17 protein-coding genes are annotated in these 18656 nt (G+C 67.1%); 10 read left to right on the forward strand and 7 right to left on the reverse strand.

Annotation, left to right across the window (positions count from 1 at the left end):
- Window positions 1-17 precede the first annotated feature (17 nt).
- The 7 genes from HH800_RS24880 (at window position 18) to HH800_RS24905 (ending at window position 7233) form a co-directional block, all read left to right on the forward strand.
- Window positions 18-995, forward strand: a complete 978-nt coding sequence (locus HH800_RS24880) for an enoyl-CoA hydratase/isomerase family protein (protein ID WP_169863042.1) — start codon at window positions 18-20, stop codon at window positions 993-995.
- A 14-nt stretch (window positions 996-1009) separates the two neighbouring features.
- A complete protein-coding gene (locus HH800_RS24885) occupies window positions 1010-1996 on the forward strand; it encodes a helix-turn-helix transcriptional regulator (protein ID WP_169863044.1) in 987 nt (328 codons plus the stop codon).
- A gap of 13 nt (window positions 1997-2009) precedes the next feature.
- Window positions 2010-2369, forward strand: coding sequence for an aromatic ring-hydroxylating oxygenase subunit alpha (locus tag HH800_RS29180; protein WP_235681975.1), 360 nt, complete (start codon window positions 2010-2012; stop codon window positions 2367-2369).
- A gap of 39 nt (window positions 2370-2408) precedes the next feature.
- Window positions 2409-3335, forward strand: a complete 927-nt coding sequence (locus HH800_RS24890; protein ID WP_235681976.1) for an SRPBCC family protein — start codon at window positions 2409-2411, stop codon at window positions 3333-3335.
- A 9-nt stretch (window positions 3336-3344) separates the two neighbouring features.
- Complete coding sequence (locus HH800_RS24895; protein WP_169863046.1) at window positions 3345-4538, forward strand: FAS1-like dehydratase domain-containing protein; 1194 nt, start codon at window positions 3345-3347, stop codon at window positions 4536-4538.
- Window positions 4535-6181: a class I adenylate-forming enzyme family protein gene (locus HH800_RS24900; RefSeq protein WP_169863048.1), complete on the forward strand. Its 1647-nt coding sequence runs from the start codon at window positions 4535-4537 to the stop codon at window positions 6179-6181. Before HH800_RS24895 ends, HH800_RS24900 begins: the two co-directional genes overlap by 4 nt.
- 83 nt (window positions 6182-6264) lie before the next feature.
- Window positions 6265-7233 (forward strand): nucleoside hydrolase, encoded by a 969-nt coding sequence (locus tag HH800_RS24905; RefSeq protein WP_169863050.1) that lies wholly within the window; start codon window positions 6265-6267, stop codon window positions 7231-7233.
- Here HH800_RS24905 and HH800_RS24910 read toward each other — a convergent pair.
- Window positions 7230-7544 carry a Rieske (2Fe-2S) protein gene (locus HH800_RS24910; protein ID WP_235681977.1) on the reverse strand — a complete coding sequence of 105 codons (315 nt, stop codon included), beginning with the start codon at window positions 7542-7544 and terminating at the stop codon, window positions 7230-7232. The two genes, HH800_RS24905 and HH800_RS24910, sit on opposite strands and share 4 nt — an antisense overlap.
- 151 nt (window positions 7545-7695) lie before the next feature.
- On the opposite strand from HH800_RS24910, the gene HH800_RS24915 reads away from it, so the two are divergent.
- The 3 genes from HH800_RS24915 to HH800_RS24925 are packed head-to-tail and all read left to right on the forward strand — an operon-like array spanning window position 7696 to window position 10639.
- The gene (locus HH800_RS24915) at window positions 7696-8160 is read left to right on the forward strand and encodes a hypothetical protein (RefSeq protein WP_169863054.1); all 465 of its coding nucleotides are present in this window, start codon (window positions 7696-7698) and stop codon (window positions 8158-8160) included.
- Entirely contained in the window at window positions 8160-9878 is a 1719-nt protein-coding gene (locus tag HH800_RS24920; RefSeq protein WP_169863056.1) for an FAD-dependent oxidoreductase, read from the forward strand. The genes HH800_RS24915 and HH800_RS24920 overlap by 1 nt, the downstream gene beginning before the upstream one ends.
- The gene (locus HH800_RS24925; protein WP_169863057.1) at window positions 9875-10639 is read left to right on the forward strand and encodes an SDR family NAD(P)-dependent oxidoreductase; all 765 of its coding nucleotides are present in this window, start codon (window positions 9875-9877) and stop codon (window positions 10637-10639) included. The genes HH800_RS24920 and HH800_RS24925 overlap by 4 nt, the downstream gene beginning before the upstream one ends.
- On the opposite strand, the gene HH800_RS24930 is transcribed toward HH800_RS24925, so the two are convergent.
- The 6 genes from HH800_RS24930 to HH800_RS24955 all read right to left on the reverse strand — a co-directional run bounded on the left by HH800_RS24930 (window position 10629) and on the right by HH800_RS24955 (window position 18650).
- Window positions 10629-11483 (reverse strand): Rossmann-like and DUF2520 domain-containing protein, encoded by an 855-nt coding sequence (locus HH800_RS24930; RefSeq protein WP_169863059.1) that lies wholly within the window; start codon window positions 11481-11483, stop codon window positions 10629-10631. The two genes, HH800_RS24925 and HH800_RS24930, sit on opposite strands and share 11 nt — an antisense overlap.
- A gap of 32 nt (window positions 11484-11515) precedes the next feature.
- A complete protein-coding gene (locus tag HH800_RS24935) occupies window positions 11516-12376 on the reverse strand; it encodes a class I SAM-dependent methyltransferase (RefSeq protein ID WP_169863061.1) in 861 nt (286 codons plus the stop codon).
- 67 nt (window positions 12377-12443) lie between these two features.
- Complete coding sequence (locus HH800_RS24940; RefSeq protein ID WP_169863063.1) at window positions 12444-13643, reverse strand: CaiB/BaiF CoA transferase family protein; 1200 nt, start codon at window positions 13641-13643, stop codon at window positions 12444-12446.
- Complete coding sequence (locus tag HH800_RS24945; protein ID WP_169863064.1) at window positions 13640-14752, reverse strand: CaiB/BaiF CoA transferase family protein; 1113 nt, start codon at window positions 14750-14752, stop codon at window positions 13640-13642. Before HH800_RS24945 ends, HH800_RS24940 begins: the two co-directional genes overlap by 4 nt.
- Window positions 14749-16848 (reverse strand): hydantoinase/oxoprolinase family protein, encoded by a 2100-nt coding sequence (locus HH800_RS24950; RefSeq protein ID WP_169863066.1) that lies wholly within the window; start codon window positions 16846-16848, stop codon window positions 14749-14751. The genes HH800_RS24945 and HH800_RS24950 overlap by 4 nt, the downstream gene beginning before the upstream one ends.
- Window positions 16845-18650 carry a hydantoinase B/oxoprolinase family protein gene (locus tag HH800_RS24955; protein ID WP_169863068.1) on the reverse strand — a complete coding sequence of 602 codons (1806 nt, stop codon included), beginning with the start codon at window positions 18648-18650 and terminating at the stop codon, window positions 16845-16847. Before HH800_RS24955 ends, HH800_RS24950 begins: the two co-directional genes overlap by 4 nt.
- Window positions 18651-18656 lie beyond the last annotated feature (6 nt).

Genomic DNA, 18656 nt, shown 5'->3' on the forward strand with positions numbered 1-18656 from the left:
AGATGGGAGAGAGCAGCATGGCCAGGGCAAGCGCGGCAGCGCTCAAGCGCGAGGCGGCGCAGTTCGTGCATTATGAGAAGGACCGGGCGCGCAAGATCGCGACCATCACCTTCGACCGGCCGGGCAAGGCCAACACGACCACGATCGGCATGCGCCTGCTGTTCGGCGAGATCATCCACAAGGCGAATATCGACGATGATGTGAAGGTGCTGGTGATCCGCGGCGCCGGCCAGGATCTGGGATCGGGCGGCGACATCAACGAACATGGCGACATGTATCTGCATCCCGGCGCGGAGGATGATTTCCTGCCCGACCTGGAGATTGACGATCCCGACGTGCGCTATCCGCCGCCCGGCTCCTATCGCTTCCTCCACGGCCTGACCGACCATTATGCCAAGGGCTATGCCGGCAACCGGCCGCTGCAGGAATTCAAGAAGATCAGCATCGTCGAGGCCAAGGGCTATTGCTATGGCTGGCATTTCTACCAGTGCGCCGACGCCGACCTGATCGTCTCGTCCGACGACGCGCTCTTTGGCCATCCCTCCTTCCGCTATGCTGGCTGGGGCCCGCGTATGTGGCAATGGCTGGAAATGGTCGGCATTCGCCGCTTTTCCGAAATGCTGTTCACCGGCCGCCCTTTCACCGCCGCCGAGATGATGGACTGCAACTTCGTCAACGCCGTCGTGCCGCGCGACGCGCTGGAGGCGGAGACCGACAAATATGCCGATGCCTGCGCCCGCACCCGGCCGCTCGACGTGGTGGTCGCGCAAAAGACCTTCATCGAGGCCTATAAGCAATATCGCGGCGAATATATGGGCAGCCTGCTCACCGGCTGGCTGGAAGGCATGCTGCCGCTGATGAAGAGCGACCGGCCGACCGATATCGATCTGGGCGCTGGCGGCTTCGACCAGGGCATCGCCCACACCGTCAAGAATAATGACCTCAACTATCCCCCGGAATGGCGGCTGAGCCGCGCCGGCCGGGCACAGCGCTGAAAGGAGCGGATGCGATGATCGAGACGCTCTTCAGCCTCGACCGAGGCAATTATCACGAATGCCAGCACCTGTTTCGCGGCGAGCGCGAGCAGGAATATTATCGCGGCGATTACTGGATGGAGGAAGGCTCCATCATCGACGTGGAGGCACGGCGCAAGTCCGCCGGCCCCAGCGCGGCGATCCTGCTGCGATCGGCCACCCGCCTCTTCTTCCGCCGCACCCGCCAGCACATCCGCGAGGATGGCACCGACCTCACCGTCCTGTGGTTCGTGAAGCGGGGCCGACTGGTCTTTTCCAACCAGCTTGGCAGTCGGGCCGCCCAATATGGCGATTTCCTGATGACGCGCTCGACCGCGCCCTTCCTGATCGAATGCCAGCCCGATGCGCAGGGCGTGCATGAGGTGCTGCATGTGACGGTGCCGACCCATGTGCTGCGCGGCTTCGTCGATTGCGATGCCGGGGCGGGCATATTGCTGCCGATGCAGCGGGCGGAACTGGGGATCGCCGACGGCATCCTGGCCGGCCTGTTCCAGCGCGACGCCGATGTGGCGGAGGAAACCACGCGGACATTGGTGGAGGCGGCGCTGGCGGTGATCGGCCAGGGGCTGCGCCATGATGTGCGCGCGGTGCCGCCGCGTCCCTCCGTCGCGGAAAAGCGCTTTGCTGATGTTCGCCGCTTCGTCGAGGTGCATCTGTCCGATCCGGGCCTGTCCGCCGCGATGACGGCCAAGGGCTGCGGCATTTCACCGCGCTATCTCACCACCCTGCTCAAGCAGAATGGCACCAGCTTTTCCGACCTGATCTGGCAGCGCCGGCTGGAGCAGGCGCGGGCCTGGATGGCGCGATCCGACGCAGCGAGCATCTCGATCAGCGAGATCGCCTATGCCGTCGGCTTCAAGAGCCCGGCTCATTTCAGCCGCATGTTCAAGCGCGTCTATGCCCGCAACCCCAGCGACTATCGCGCGGAGGCTGCGCCGCCGCCGCCGGTTGCGTTGCATTGAGCGGGAGGGGCGCATGACCATGCAAGGGAGCATCACTGAGCCACCGGTGCTGATCGGCAATGACGCCTATGTCTCGCAATCCTATGCCGATGCCGAAGCCACGAAACTATGGCCCAAAGTCTGGCAGGTCGCCTGCCGGGAAGAGGAAATCCCGGAGGTCGGCGACTATGTCACTTATGACATTGTCGATGACTCGATCATCGTCGTGCGCGCCGCGCCCGACCGGATTGCCGCCTATTTCAACGTCTGCCGCCATCGCGGCCGGCAACTGACCGAAGGGTGCGGCAATGCGAAGCGGCTGGTCTGCCCCTTCCATGCCTGGAGCTGGGATCTGGACGGCAATAATGTCGGCGTCGTCCGCAAGGATGCCTAGGGCGACGGCCTGAAGGCCGATGCGCTGCGGCTGCGCGACGTGCGTGTCGACACATGGGGCGGCTGGGTGTTCGTCTGCATGGACCCGGACGCGCCGCCGCTGCGTGACTATCTGGAGCCGGCGGCATCGATGCTCGACCCGTTCGAGCTGGAGCAGATGCGCTATCGCTGGCGCCAATGGCTGCATTTTCCGTGCAACTGGAAGGTCGCGATCGAGGCGTTCAACGAGGGCTATCATGTTGCCGGCACCCATCCGCAACTGACCAGATATTCGCCCAAGCCGACCTGGAGCGATGGGCGCGGCATCCATGGCGTGTTCGGATCGCAGGCGCGCGAGGGCACGGGCGGCGCGACCGCCGGCGCGGCCGGCGCGGCGGACATGCGCCAGGGGCTGGCGGATTCACTCAACCAGCTGTGGGAGGAAGTGAACGGCACCACCACCGAAACGATGGTGCGGGTCGCCAATTTGTTGGTCGAGGAACTGCCCGAAGGGACGCCGCCCGCCGAGGTGCAGATGCACCTGATGCGCCGCACGGTGGAGGAGGATGCCAGGCGCGGGGTGAACTGGCCGCGCATCGACCCGGCCCATTTCGCGGCGGCGGGCAATGTCTGGCACATCTTCCCCAACACGGTGATCATCCACGGGCCGACCTTCGCGCTCTGCTATCGCGCCCGGCCCGACGGCCATGATCCCAATCGCTGCATCTTCGAGGTCTATACGCTCGAACGTTTCCCCGAAGGCACCGAGCCGCGCCCCGCCAATCTCCACAGGCCCGACATGGACGAGGCAAGCTGGCGCAAGGTGCTGTGCCAGGATTTCTCCAACATGGGCGCGGTGCAGCGCGGCCTGCGCTCGCGTGGCTGCGACGGGTTGCGGCCCAGCCCGATCGAGGAACGGGCGATCATCAATTTCCACCGCGTGCTGGCCGACTATCTCGGCACCGGCGCGCCGCAACCGATCGAATAGGGACGTTCAATGGCCGACATGGAACATCATAATGCCAGCGCCGTGCTGGATACCAGCGACGTCGACCAATGGATCGGCAAGCCGGTCATCTTCGCCGAGATGTGGGACGCCTGCAACGCGACCGACATTCGCCGTTGGGTGCAGGCGATGGACTATCCCAATCCGATCCACTGGGATGAGGAATTTGCCCGCGCCTCGCGCTTCGGCGGCATCGTCGCGCCGCAGAGCTTCACCGTGGCGATGGACTATGGCCATGGCTGTCATCCGGCCTGCGTCGGCAAGGTGCCGGGCACCCACCTGATCTTTGCCGGCGAGGAATGGTGGTTTTACGGCACACCCGTTCGCCCCGGCGACAAGCTGGTGCAGAGCCGCCGCTTCGACGGCTATTCGATTGCCGAGACCGGCTTTGCCGGCCCGACCATGTTCGCGCGCGGCGACACCATCCACCGCAACCAGCATGGCGCGCTGGTGGCGAAGGAACAGGCAACCGCGATCCGCTATCTGGTCGAGGAAGCGAACAGGCGCGGCATCTATGCCAAGGAGAAGCGCAGCCCCCGGCGCTGGACCAAGGCGGAACTGGCGGACGTCCACAAGGCGCGCCACGACTGGATCCTATCCAACCGCGACGGCCATTCGCCCGCCTATGGCGATGTAAAGATCGGCGACCGGCTGCCGCGCCGGGTGATCGGCCCGCATTCGGTGGTGAGCTTCGCCAATGAATGCCGCGCCCATCGCCAGAATATCTGGGGGACTTGGGCGTGGAACGTGCCGGATGGCGTGCATGATCCGGCGACCGAGGATGCCGGCTTCGGCGCCGACATGTCCTACGACCATGAAGCGCGCAAGATCGACCCGCGGATGGGCGACGGCCTGTATCACGGCCCGTCATCGGGCCATATCAATGCCGAAAAGGCGGAGAATGTCGGCATGGGCGGCGCCTATGGCTATGGCGCGTCGATGAATGCCTGGCACCTCGACACGGTCGCCTATTGGGCCGGCCATGGCGGCTATGTCTGGCACAGCAAGACCCAGTTCCGCTCCCCCGCGTTCGAGGGTGACGTCACCTGGGTCGATGGCGAGGTGGTGGAAAAGATCGACCGTTCCCCCTTCGGCATGCCGGTGGTCAAGGTCCGCACGGTCATGACCACCCAGGATGGCGAGGAGATATTGAAGGGCACGGCGCAGGTGGAGTTGCCCTATTGAGCGCGCCGCTTTCGCTGGTTCATGGCCCCCCGCTGGCGCAGGAGCCGGGGCAGGGGGCGCAGACCATCCCGGCCTATCTGGACGCGGTGCGGGCGTGGCACGGCGCGCGCGATGCGGTCATCATGCGGACGGCGGATCGGCGCATCTGCTGGAGCTATGACGAACTCCACGCCCGGTCCGTGGCGGTGGCCAGGGCGCTAATCGCGGCCGGTCTCGGCAAGGATGGCCGGGTCGGCGTGCTGATGGCGAACCGGCCCGAATATCTGGCCAGCGTCTTCGGCATCGCGATGGCGGGGGGCGTCACCGTGGCGCTCAGCAGCTTTTCGAGCGCGGAGGAACTGGAGCATCTGGTCCAGGCCTCGGCGATCGGCATCCTCCTTTTCGACACGCGGGTGATGAAGAAGGATTTCGCCGCCATGCTCGCCGGCATCGACAAGGGGCCGTTTCTCCACCGGCTGATCCAGCTCGACAGCGTGACCGATGCCGATCCGCCAGCGCCGGGCTATGAAGGCTGGGACGATTTCCTGGCCAGCGGCGCGGCGGTGCCCGATGCACAGGTGGCGCAGCGCGCTGCCGCCGTCACCCCGTCCGACCATGGCGGCATCTTCTTCTCGTCCGGCACCACCAGCCTGCCCAAGGGAATCGTCCACGCCCAGCGCGCCTTCTGCATCCAGTGGTGGCGCTGGCCGCGGGTCTTCGCAATGCGTGAGCCGGTGGTGAGCTGGACCGGCAATGGCCTCTTCTGGTCAGGCAATATCAGCCTGGTGATCGGCACCGCGCTGTCGACCGGCGGGACGGCGGTACTGCAACCGGTGTTCGACGCCGCCGCCGCGCTGGACGTGATCGAGCAGGAGCGCGTCACCTTCCTCACCGGCCGGCCGCATCAATGGGCGCGGGTGCAGGCGGCGGACAATTGGGCCAGCGCGGACCTCGCCAGCCTCAAATATGTGACCAAGGGCGAGCTGATCGGTGAACATACGACGGTCGACACCGACTGGACCACGCCCATGGCCTTCGGCACGACCGAGACGATGACGATCTGCACCGCCTTCGACGCGGACACGTCCGACGCGGACTATGGCGGCAGCGCGGGCGCGCCGCTGCCCGGCAACAGCCTCAAGATCGTCGATCCGCTGACCCGCGCGATCCTGCCGGTCGGCCAGCATGGCGAAATGTGCATCAAGGGGCCGACGCTGATGACCGCCTATCTGGGCAAGGCGCCGGAGGAGTGTTTCGACGCAGAAGGTTATTACCGCACCGGCGACGGCGGACGGGTGGATGAACAGGGGCGCTTCTTCTGGGAAGGTCGCCTGACCGACATGATCAAGACTGGCGGCGCCAATGTCGCGCCCGAGGAAGTAGACGCGGTGATCGCCACCTTCCCCGGCGTCAAGCGCAGCCAGACGGTCGGCGTGCCCGATGATCTGCTGGGCGAGATGGTGGTCGCCTGCATCGTCCCGGTCGATGGCGCGCGGGTGACGGAAAGCGACCTGATCGCCCATCTCAAGGCGCGCATGGCCAGCTTCAAGGTGCCGCGTCGGGTGCTGCTGCTGGACGAGGCGGATTTCGCCCTGACCGGCAATGAAAAGGCCAAGGCCGCCGACATTCGTGCGGTCGCGGTGGCGCGGCTCAGCCATCCATAGCGCTGGCCTATGGGATACCCGCAAATCGCTATTTGACCCTTTGATCGCTCCATGCCAGCCCTCGGCCCAGACAGGGGAGAGGCATGCGGACTGTGATCAATCGGCGCGGGTTCATCGCAGCGGGCGCCAGCCTGATGATCGGCAGCGCCGCCCGATCCGCCCTGCCGGTGATCCGGCAGGCGCCCAAGGCGCGCATCATCATCGACAATGATTTTGCCGGCGATCCCGACGGCTTGATCGCGCTCGCGCATCAACTGGCGACGAAGGCGGCCCGGCCGGTGCTGGTCACGACATCGGCGCTCGACGCGAAGCTGGCGGCGCTGGGCGGACAACCGGCCGGCGCAACTGCCGCGGCGGGCAAAGAGGCGGCGATCGACCTGATGCAGATCATGGGGCTGACGAATCTCTGCCCGGTGATTGCCGGCAGCGAGCAGTTCGGCGTTGCCGGGGCACAGGCGTCGGCGGCGGCACGGGCGATCGTGGCGGAGGCGATGCGGGACGATCCGCTGCCGCTCTTCTTCACCTGCGGCGGGCCGCTCACCAATCTCGCCCAGGCGTTGCAGCTGGAGCCGGCGATCGCCGATCGCATGACCCTGGTCTGGATCGGCGGCGCCGATTATCCGCAGGGCGGCACCGAATATAATCTGTCCACCGATCTGGAGGCCGCGCGCGCCGTGATCGAACGGAGCCGCATGCCGATCTGGCAAATTCCCGCCGGCGCCTATCGCCAGTTGCAGATGTCGGTGGCGGAAATGACGGCGACCTTGCGGCCGATGTCGCCCGCGACGAACTGGCTCTATGGCCGCTATGCCGATCTGCCGCCTTTCGTTCAGCTGGGCGGCGCTATCACCCTGGGCGACAGTCCGATGGTGTTGCTGACGTCCGTGTCTGCGGAGAGCAGTGCCTCGTCGATCATCTCGGGCCGGCGCCTGCTGGACGATTCCCGCTATGGCGCGGAAATCCCCGGCCGCTCGATCCGCCTCTTCACCCAGCTCGACGCACGACTGGCGCTGGCGGATTTCCTGGCCCTGATGCAGCCGCGCAGGGACTAGCGCGCGATCTCGATCCAGCCGTCCACAATCCGCAATTCATAGACTCTGATGGGTGCCTTCGCCGGCGGGTTCATGGCGCGGCCGGTTTCCAGATCGAACCGCGCGCCATGGACCGGGCAGGCGATCCAGCCCGCGCGCACCCGGCCGCAGGCGAGCGGCTCGTCGGCATGGGAGCAGCGATTGGCGACCGCGAACAGCCGCCCATTGCTGTGGCACAGGAGGATGCTCTCGCCGTCGACATCGACGGCCTTGGTGGTGCCCGGCGGCACATCGTCGACATGGGCGACAGCGGTGAAGGTCAGCATGGTCATGGCCCCATTCATCATGGGCCGACGGGCACGGCAATTGCCCGCAACCCGATGCGCGCACCGGTGCAAGCGGCGCTGCCGCCGGGGTCATTCCGCTTCACTGCCCCGCCTTCGATAGTGGCCGGCAGAAGAACAGAGCGGGAGAGGGCGATCCGTGCGCCGGGACTATTACCAGCATGCCTATGTGACCACCGACTGGCGCCGGGCGATGGACGAGATCGGCGCACTGCACGGCATCGGCCATTATATGGAAATGCCCGATGCGCTGTTCGACACCGGGCAGGACCGGCAGGCGGTCGCCCATTTCGCGCTGGCGACCAGGGATGAACTGCAGTTCGAGATCATCCAGCCCCTGTCGGGCGACATCGCCGTCTATCAATGGGGCCTGCCGGCGGAGGGCTTTGGCCTCCATTATCATCATCAGGGCCGGCATTTCGGCGCTCGCGCCGCCTTTGACGCGGCGGTCGCGGCGGCCAAAGCGCGCTGGGCGATGCCGATCGCCTGGGACACGATGGGCGGCACCTATGCCTATTTCGATGCGCGGGCGGATCTGGGGCATTTCATAGAATATTTCTGCTTCCCGCCCGGATCGCATCTCGAAGCGGTGCCGAGCTTCTGATGATGGAAAGCTTCGACCTCATCATCGTCGGATCGGGCGCCGCCGGCGCCATGGCAGCCTTGCGGGGCGCCGATCTGGGCCTCTCCGTCCTGATCGTGGAGAAGGCGCATCAATTTGGCGGCACGTCGGCCACCTCGGGCGGTGTGATGTGGGTGCCCGGCCATGGGCTGGACGGCGACCAGGGCGACAGCGCGGCCGAGGCGTTGCGCTATCTGCGCAGCGTCATCGGCGTATCGGTCGATCAGGAACGGCTGGCCGCCTATGTCGATCGCGCGCCGGAAATGCTGCGCTTCCTCAAGGACAGCGGCGTGCCGGTGATGGCGGCGGCCTGGCCCGATTATTTTCCCGATGCGCCAGGCGCGCGGGCGGATCGCTCGATCATCTGCCCCACCTTCGACGGGCGGCAATTGGGGGATGATCGCTATCCGCTGATGCGGGCGCAATATAGCCGGTTCACGCTGTTCCGCCGCTATGCGATGGACCTTGGACAGACCTTCGCGCTGATGATGCAACAGCGCGGCTGGCGCTGGACCGCGGCGAAGATGATCGCGCGCTACTGGCTCGACATCGGCACGCGGCGGCTGTCGGCGCGGGACCGGCGCTTCACCCAGGGGGCGGGGCTGATGGGCGCGCTCTACAAGCAGGTCTTCGCCCGCGGCGTCGAACTGCGGCTGGAAACCGCGCTGGAGGGGCTGACGCTCGCCGCCGACGGCCGCGTGTCGGGCATCACCGTCCGCCGCTTCGGTCAGGTGCAGCAGCTTGGCGCGCGCTATGGCGTGGTGCTGGCGGCGGGCGGCTTTGAATGGAATCAGGCGCTGCGCGACCGTTTCTACCCGGTTCCGGGCCTCGCCCGCCACAGTTCGACCCCGGAGGAAGGCAATCGCGGCGACGCACTGATCGCGGCGGAAGCGATCGGCGCCTCGCTTGCCCATACCGATCAGGGCTGGTGGATACCGACCATGACCCTGCCGGCGCCGGGTGCCGCCAATTTCCACGAAATCCACCAGGCCGCTTTCGATGTCGGCCGGCCGTGGAGCGTGTGCGTCAACCGGCTGGGCCTGCGCTTCGTCAATGAAGCGACCGGCTATGACAGGTTCGGCCAGGCGATGGTGGCGGATCAGGTGAAGACTGGCGCCAACATGCCCTGCTGGCTGATCTTCGACGCCAAGTTCCGGGCAAAGTTCAGCGTCGGCGGCCTGATGCCCACGGTCCATACGCCCGATCATCGCATCCCCGGCCATTGGTGGGACCATTATGTCTTCCGCGCCGGATCGATCGAAGAACTGGCGCGCACGATCGGCATCGCGCCGCAGGCGCTGAGTGAAACCGTGCAGGTGATGAACGGCTATGCGCAGACCGGCGTCGATCCCGAATTTGGCCGGGGCGGCAATATCTATGATCGCTTCTTCGGCGATCCCGGCGTCACGCCCAATCCCAATCTGGGGCCGATCGATACCGCGCCCTTCTATGCCGTGCCGATCAACAATGGCGATCTGGGCACCAAGGGCGGGCTGCGCTGTGACGCACAGGCGCGGGTGCTGGATGGCGGCGGTCGGCCGATCCCGCATCTTTATGCCGCCGGCAATTGCGCCGCGAGTCCCTTTGGCGACTGCTATCCCGGCGCTGGCGCGACGATCGGTCCGGCGCTGACCTTCAGCTTTGTCGCAGCCGAGGACATTGCAGTGCGGGCGAACGACGAACAGAGGATGATGGCATGACGGAACAGAAGGTCGCGATCGTCACCGGCGCGGCGGGCGGCATTGGCGCGGCGATCGTGCGCGCCCTGTGCGCCGATGGCGTGGCCGTGCTGGGCACCGGCCGCAGCGCGGACAAGCTGGCGGCGCTGGCGGCCGCGCTGCCGCAGGACGCTGCCTTTGCCTTCGTCGCGGCCGACATTGGCGATGACGATGCGCCGGACAGGATCGTGGCGGAGGCACTGGCGCGTTTCGGGCGGGTCGATCATCTGGTCAACAATGCCGGCGCGGGGGTGTGGGCGCCGGTGCATGACACCAGCGACGCCATGCTGGACGAAGTGATCGGCCTGTCGCTGCGCGCGCCGTTCCGCCTGTGCCGGGCCGCCCTGCCGCATATGGGCATGGGGTCGGCGATCGTCACCATCGGGTCGACCTTCGGCATCATGGGCGGGATGGATGGCGGCATCTATTGCGCGGTGAAGGCGGGGCTGACCGGCCTTACCCAGACGATGGCGGCGCAATATGGCGAACATGGCATCCGTTCCAACATCGTCGCGCCGACCGTGGTGCGCACGCCGATGACCGACGCGGCCTGGGACTATCCCGCCTTCCAGCGGATCAACCAGGGGCTGACCCCCTTCTACCGCGATTGCGCGCCGGAGGATGTCGCCCATGTCGTCACCTTCCTTTGTTCCGACAAAGGCGAATATATCAATGGCCAGGTGATCGCGGTGGATGGCGGCTGGTCGACCACCCGGATGATCAACAGCCGCTTTATCGGCTGAGATCGTCGCGCAGCGCGCCCTCGTCCCGTTCCAGCGCGTCGAGCGTCGCCAGCGCCATGGCGCGATAGGCTGGCAGCAGCGCGGGTGCGTGCGCGCGCAGCGCCGTCTGATGGTTGCCGATCGTCTGTCGGTCGCCGCGCAGCAGCGGGCCGGACAGGGCATGGATCCCGCGATCCAGGCTGTTGTCGAGCGCGGCCCGGACCAGCGGCGCCAGCAGCGCGCCGGGCTCCACCACGCCGGCCGCAACCAGCGCGTCGGACGCGCCGGCGATCAGCGTCACCAGATGATTGGCCGCATGGCAGAGGGCTGCATGATAGAGGGCGCGATGCGCCTCCGCGACCTCGACCGCCACGCCACCCAGCAGCGCGACCAGCCTGCGCGCCGCCGCGATAGCCGGCGCATCGGCGCCGGTGATGGCGAAGCGGGCGCCCTGCATCCGCGCGACTTCGGCGGCCGGATCGCCGGTGAAGGTCATCGCCGGATGGACGGCGGCGGTGATCGCGCCCTGCGCTCGCAGCGGGTCAAGCAGCGCCGCGCCGCTGCGCCCGCTGACATGGCAGATGGTGGCGGCGAGCGGCATGGTAGCCAGGTCCGCGATCACCGCCGGCAGGGCGTCGTCGGCCACCGCCAGCAGGATCAGGTCGCAATGGGGTGACAGCGAAGTTGACAGGGCAACGGCCTGCGCACGGCCAATCGCCTCGACCGCAGCGGCGGCATGATCCGGATTGCGACCCTGCACCAGGATCGGCGCAGCGCTGTGCGGCGCCAGTGCCAGCCCCAGCGCGCGCGCGACCCGGCCGGTGCCGATGAGGCCGATCTGGCGATAGGCGGGATGCTCGGTCATGGCGCGCCTATATCCCGGCCGGTGCGGCTACTCTAGCCCGGATTGGTGGCGGTCACGATCCAGGCGGCGCCGTCAATCAGGATCGCGGTCTCGCCGGGCCGCGCGGCGAAGGCCTGGCGCACCGCCTGGGCGGCGCGATCCCGCACATCGGCAGGCTGATCGGCCAGCGCGCGGGAGAGCGGGCCGACCTCGAACGCCATGGCGAGTGCATCGTCCAGCGCCGCCTCGCGATCGGCGCCCTGGCCGAAGGGGATGACGCCATCGATCGGGGCTAGGTCGATTTCGGCAAAGCCGGCGTCGGTCAGGATGCGCGTTACCCGTGCCGGATCGCCGAAGGAGAAGGGGCCGGGCGCTTCGGGATCGGGCGGCGCCAGCGGCGGCACGATGTCGCGGATCGCGCCCATCGGCAGGCGCACCCAGTCATTGTCTGCCGCCGCCCGCCAGCAGACGAAGGCGATCCGTCCGCCCGGCCGCAGCCAGCGCCGCATATGGGCGAAGCTGGCCACGGGATCGTCGAAGAACATCACGCCAAAGCGGGAGAAGAGCAGGTTGAAGCCATGGGTGGTCAATGTCGCACTGCCGGCATCGGCCAGGGCATAGCGGACCGGAAGGTCGGTGGGCTGCTGCGACTGAGCCAAGGCAATCAGCGGCCCGGAAATGTCGAGGCCCAGCACCTCGCCGGTCGCGCCGACCTGGCGGGCAAGGGCGATGCTGCTGGTGCCCGCGCCGCAGCCCACGTCCAGCACGCGCTCGCCCGGCCGGGCGGCGGCAGCTGCCATCGCCGCATCGCCAAAGGGCGCGAGCATCGCGTCGAGCCGCTGCCGGTGCGTGACCCAGCGTTCGCCGCTCGATCCGTTCCAGTCGGACACCTGATAGACATTGGGCTGCGCCATCTTCTTTCCTTTTGCGAATCGTTCGCAAAAATCTAATGGCTGGCGATCAACTTGCAAGAGCGGGTAGTCACCAAATGACGCGACGGGCGATCAGGTCGTCAATTTCGCTGTCACTAAATCCCAATATCTCGCCATAGACCAGATGGTTATGCTCGCCGAGCAACGGCGCGCCACGGGTGATGCTGGCCTCGTTCGGTGTCATGCGCCAGCCCGGCCCGATGATCGGCCGCGGCTCGCCCTTGGCGTCGCTGACCATGCGATAGGCGCCCAGTGCCCAGAGCGCCTCGCTGCCGATCAGGTCGAGCGAGGACTGGCTGCGAAAGGTCGGCACGCCCGCGAGAAGCAGCGCTTGCGCCATCGCTTCGGCGTCCCATTCGGGACTACGTTGGGCGATCGCCGCATCGAGCGCATCCCGGTTGGCGATGCGGGCGGCCGCATCGGCGAAGCGGGGATCGGCGGCCAGCGCCTGCGCGTCGATCGTGGTGCAGAAGGCGCGCCATTCCCGGTCATCGGCGATGGCGAGGCTGATCCATTGCCCGTTAGCGCAAGGATAGCAGCCATGGGGCGCCATGTCGGCATGGGTGTTGCCGGTCGCCTGCGGCAACTCGCCGGTCAGGCCATAGGCGAACAGGCTGTCACCGACCATCATCGACAGCGTCTCGACCGCAGACAGGTCGATAAACTGTCCCTCGCCGCTCGTCTCGCGATGATGGAGCGCGGCGATGATCGCCAGCGCGGCGGCGGCGCCGACGGTGGAGTCGCCATAGCGGATATTCATCCCCGCCGGCGTCTCGCCGGTATGGCCGACGAGTGCGTTGAGCCCGCCCAGCGCCGCGAAACAGGGGGCATAGCCGGTCTGGTAGCCGAGCGGCCCGTCGCTGCCATACATTTTGATCGACAGCTGGATGATGTCCGGTCGGATCGCGCGGACATCCTCATAGCCCAGGCCCGATCGTTCCATCGCGCCGGGCCGAAGATTGTCGATCAGCACATCGGACGCGGCGATCATCGCGCGCAGATAGGCCATGCCCTCGTCGCTCTTCATGTCGAGCTGGACGCTCAGCACCTCCTGGTTGATGCTGCGGAAATAGGGGGCGCTGTCGATATCGACCCCGCCATAGGCGCGCATCTCGTCCAGATTGGCGCGGCTTTCGACCTTGATGACCTCCGCACCGAGGAAGGCGAGCAGCTTGCCGGCATAGGGGCCGGCCCAGACTTTCGCGATCTCCAGCACACGGACACCGGCGAGTGGTCCGCCCCGGCTCATGCCAGCATCGCCTGATCGGCGCCGGGCGCGGGGGCCGGGCTGTGCAGCCGCACCGGCGAGGCGCTCATGCGATAGGGCACAGTCGGATGCAGCGCACCGCCCAGCGACTGGAAGAAGCCGCGATGCCGATATTGAGCATGGTCGATCAGGTCGGCGGCGCTGTTGACCTGCACCAGCGGCACGCCGGCCTGCTGCGCAGCCTGCGCCACGATATCCTTCGCCTGGGTCGCGATCCAGACGCGGAAATGCCGGCGGAATTCAGCGACCCGGTCGGGCGTGCAATGATATTCCAGCCAATCCTCCGGGAAGGCGACGGCCCAGTCGGGATCGCCCATCAGCGCACACAGCCCGCGCCAGTGCGCGCGCGTCGTCATCAGCAGATAGACATGACCATCGGCGCAGGCAAAGGCCGCGCCGGGCCCGCCCATGTCATAGCGGGTGCGCTCCGGTCCCGGCTCCGCATCGCCCGCCAACATCCGTCCTAGCACGCAGTCGGCCCGCGACAGCTGGACGGCGACCTCGCTGATGTCGATCGCCTGTCCCATGCCGGTCCGCCGTTTGCGCAGCAGCGACGCGGCGGTGCAGAGCGCGGCATCCAGCCCCGCCTCATAATCGCTCATGAAGCGGCCGGCCCCCATCAGCGGCGGCCGGTCGGACGCGCTCTCGCTGGGCGTGTGCCAGGCCCAGCCACCGGCATTCATGACATTGATCGGCCGCGCGACCTGCCAATGGGGCGGGGCGTCCTGGCCAAAGGGGGTGATGGCGCAATGGACGATATCGGGCTGGCTGCCGAGCGCCAGTCCGTGCTGCGCCGCCCAGTCCGGCGCATGATCGTCGATCAGCGCATCGGCGCGTGTCAGCAGGCGGTCGAGCAGGGCGCGGTTCTGCGGGGCATCGAGGTCGAGCAGCACCGACTTCTTGTTGCTGTTGAGATAGCGGAACAGCGTGCTTTGCCCGTCATGAAACGGCCCCATGGCGCGGGTCGGGGCGCCGCCCGGCCGTTCGATCTTGATGACCTCCGCGCCGAAATCGGCGAGCAGGCGGGCGGCAAATTCGCCCACCACTCGCTCCGCCGTCTCCACGATCACCAGCCCGGCCAGCGCCGTCACGACTGGCGCACCAACAGATAGTCGCCGACATCATCGACCCGCGCCTGCCAACCGGGATAGATAGCGATGGTGGTGAAGACCTCCTCGATGATCGCGGGGCCGGTGACACGCGCGCCGGGGAGCAGGTCCGGCCCCTTGTGGATCGCGACATCGGCAAAGCCATCGCCCAGATTGGCGCGGCGATATCCATGGGGCGCCGGCTCCACGACCGGCGCGGTGAAACCACCGCCGGCGGGCGGCATCGGCGTCTCGACCTGGGCGGTCAGGCGCACGCCAGTGATTTCCGGCACCTCGCCCTCGCGGACATGGCCATATTCGGCCAGATGCCGCGCGTTGAAGGCGGCGATGGCGCGGGCCGACAGGGTGTCGTCGACGAAGCCCAGATCATCCAGCCCGCGGCCTTCATGCAGGTCGAAGGTCAGCGCCCAATTCTGCCCGGCATAGCGCATCGCCACCCGCCAGCGCGCCTGCACCGCATCGGCGGAAAAGCCTGCCTCGCCGAAATGCTCGGCGGCATCGGCGGCCAGGTCGGCCCACAGGCCACGCAGCCGGTCGAGGTCCAGCGCATCGGCGGGCGCACTGCAGGAGCGTTCCTCGTCGATCGCCGGATGGGCGACCAGCGTGCCGAGCGCCGAGAAAGTGGGGGAAGCGCGGGGCACCAGCACCTGGCTGATCCCCAGATCCTGCGCCTGGATCGCGGCGAAGGCCGGGCCATTGCCGCCATAGGCGAGCATCATCATGTCGGCCGGGTCCATGCCCTTGGCCGCCGTCGTGCGCCGCACCGCCTGGGTCATATTGGCGTTGACCAGACGCCAACAATCGAACGCCGCCTGCTGCGCATCATAGCCCAGCTCTGCGCCCAATGCCGCAAACGCCTCCGCCACGCCCTCGTCGCGCAGGCGGAAGCTTCCGCCGGCGAAACCCTCGCCGGTGGAGAGGATGCCCAGCATCAGCAGCGCGTCGGTCACGGTCGGCCGCAACCCGCCGCGGCCATAGCAGATCGGCCCCGGCGCCGCGCCGGCGGAGGCAGGGCCGACCTTCAATTCGCCCTTGTCGATATGGCAGATCGATCCGCCACCCGCGCCCAGCGTTTCCGCCTGCACCATCGGCACACCGACCAGATAGCGGTGATGCATGTTCCATCCCGCTTCGGCCGGGGCGGCGCCGTCCCGCACCACCGACATGTCATAACTGGTGCCGCCCATGTCGACGCACAGCAGGTTGCGATACCCCTTGGCGCCGCCGGTGCGCGCCGATGCGATCACGCCGCCGGCCGGGCCGGAGGCGAGCAGGCGGATCGGCGCGGCTTCGATATAGGCGCGGGTCATGACCCCGCCGGACGCCTGCATCACCATCAACTGGCGGGCATAGCCGGCCTGCGCCAGACGGCTGACCAGCCGTTCGAGATAGGCATTCACGCGCGGCGCGACATAGGCGTTCACCACCGTCGTGCTGATCCGGTCATATTCCGGCGCGCGCGACAGGATGCGGTGGCCGAGCGAGACGGGGATGCCGGGCATCTCCTCCGCCACGATCTGCGCCACCCGATCCTCATGATCGCCATTCACATGAGCGAAGATCAGTCCGATCGCGACGGATTCGACCCCTTGCTTGCGCAGCCTGGCACAGGCCCCGCGGACCGCCGCCTCGTCCAGTTCTTCATGCACGCTGCCATCGGCCAGTACCCGTTCGGGCACGGTCAGGCGGCGGCGGCGCGGCACGATCGGGATCGGCGGCTCCAGCCGCACGTCCCAGATGCTTTCCTTATAGCCGCGCCGATATTCCATTTCGTCGCGGAAACCCTGGGTGGTGATGAGGCCGGTGACGGCACCGTCCATCTCGATCAATATATTGTCGGCGACCGTGGTGCCGTGGACGATCGCCTCGCAGCGAGTAAGGAACTCGCCCAGCGACAGCCCCTCCTTGCCGGCCAGCGTCTCCAGCCCCTCCATCACGCCGATCGAGCGATCCTGCGGGGTGCTCAGATTTTTGTGCAGGATGACCTGTCCATCCTTCAACCCATCCTTCAACCCATCCTTCAACAGGGCGAAATCGGTGAAGGTGCCGCCAATGTCGATGCCGACGCGATAGCTCATGCCGCAATCCGCTCCCCGCGCAACGCCGCCGTGGCGGCATGGTCCACCGCCAAGCTGTAATCCTCCAGGCTGCCGGTCAGCACCACGCCATAAAGGTCACGGGCGGCGGCGATGCTCACCAGTTCGTCCAGCACATCCTCGCACACCGCCTGCGGATCGCGGCGCAGCGCCGGGCCGAAGCCCGCCCCCCCACCATGCTGATAGGCGATGACGGCCCCCGCCGGCAGCTGCGCCCGCGCCGTCAGTTCGACCCGATATTCATCGGGCGTCCCGACCTGAAAATGATTGAGATAGGGGGTGCCGTCGGCGCCCCCGGCCAGGCCGCTGATCGGATGGTCATGGCTGACCATCCAGGCCATCGCCAGCGCCGGTTCCAATATTCGTTTCACATTGCGGCTGCCCGGCATGCCGCGCCACTGGCCCGCGCCGCCGCTGTCGGTGACCAGTTCGCGGCTGATGTTGATGACCGGGAAGCGCGCCTCGCCATCCTCCGCCTGGGACAGCAGCAAATTGCCGAGCGAGACCGGGCAGCTGCCCCAGCCATCGATGCCCTGCACGGCGGACACGTCCATCGACCGGCAATCGACGCCCTGGTCCATCCACATCTGACCCGCCGCGTCGAAGCCGATCACGGCGTTCGGCATACCGATCTTGTAGACCTGTGGCGCGGACCGGTCGGGCGCGACCTGCGACAGGGCGACGCACACCGCCTCGGTAATTTCGCAGGCGGGATGGAAGGAACCGAGCGCGGCGGGGCGGTTGGGCGCGGGGTGGGCGATGCAGCCTTCGGGCAGGATGATCTCGACCGCGTTGAACAGCCCTTCATTCTTGACGATGTCGGGGTCGATGCTGGCGGCGACCTGGGTCATGATATAGCCGCGCGAATTGGCGAAGGTGTTCCACACCCCGACCAGATCCTGCCGATCGTCGGTGCCGCTGAGGTCGACGGTCAGCTGGTCGCCGGCCACGGTGCAGCCGACCTGGACGCGGATATCCCTGGTCCCCATCGTGTCATGATCGATATGGACGGTCGCGCCATAATGGCCGTCGCGCCAACCGGAGACGGTGGCGCGCATCTGCCGTTCCGACTGGTCGATCGCATGATTGACCGCCGCCCGCACCATGTCGGCGCCCCATTTGTCGAGGATCGCGCGGATCGATACGGTCGCCTTTTCGACCGCGCCGATCATCGCGGCGAGATCGCCGGCGAAGCTGGGGAAGCGGTTATTGCGTTCGAGCAGATGGATGGCGTCGCGCCGCTTTTCGCCGCGATGGACCAGCTTCAGGCAGGGAATGGCCAGGCCTTCGGTGAAGATGTCGGTGGCGTCGAGGGTGAAGCCGCCCGGATCCTTGCCGCCGGTATCGCCCTGATGCGCCTGCAGCGCCTGCACCAGCACCAACTCGCCCGCCGCGTCATAGACCGGCGCATAGACATTATAGTCGGGCAGGTGGCCGCCGCCATAATCGGGATCATTGCCGACGAAGACGTCGCCCGGTCCCCAGTCATAGTCATGCTGCTGCATCAGGCCATAACGGACCGTGAGCTGCGACACGAAGGTCAGATGGGGTGTGCCGATCGACCCCATGGCCAGCCGGCCATGGGCGTCGACGATCGCCGCATTGCGCTCGTTCGACTGGTTGATGATCGGCGAGGAGGCGGCGCGGCCGAGATGGGTCGTCGCCTCATAGCAGACGGTTTCCAGCGCGCCGCGAATGATGCTGGCGGTGACCGGATCGATCGCCGTCGTGGTCGGCAGGGGCGGGCGCTTGGCGGCCAGTTGCGCGTTGAGGGCAAAGGACATGAGCCT

It is taken from the genome of Sphingobium yanoikuyae, assembly GCF_013001025.1.
GTDB classification, from domain to species: Bacteria; Pseudomonadota; Alphaproteobacteria; order Sphingomonadales; family Sphingomonadaceae; genus Sphingobium; species Sphingobium yanoikuyae_A.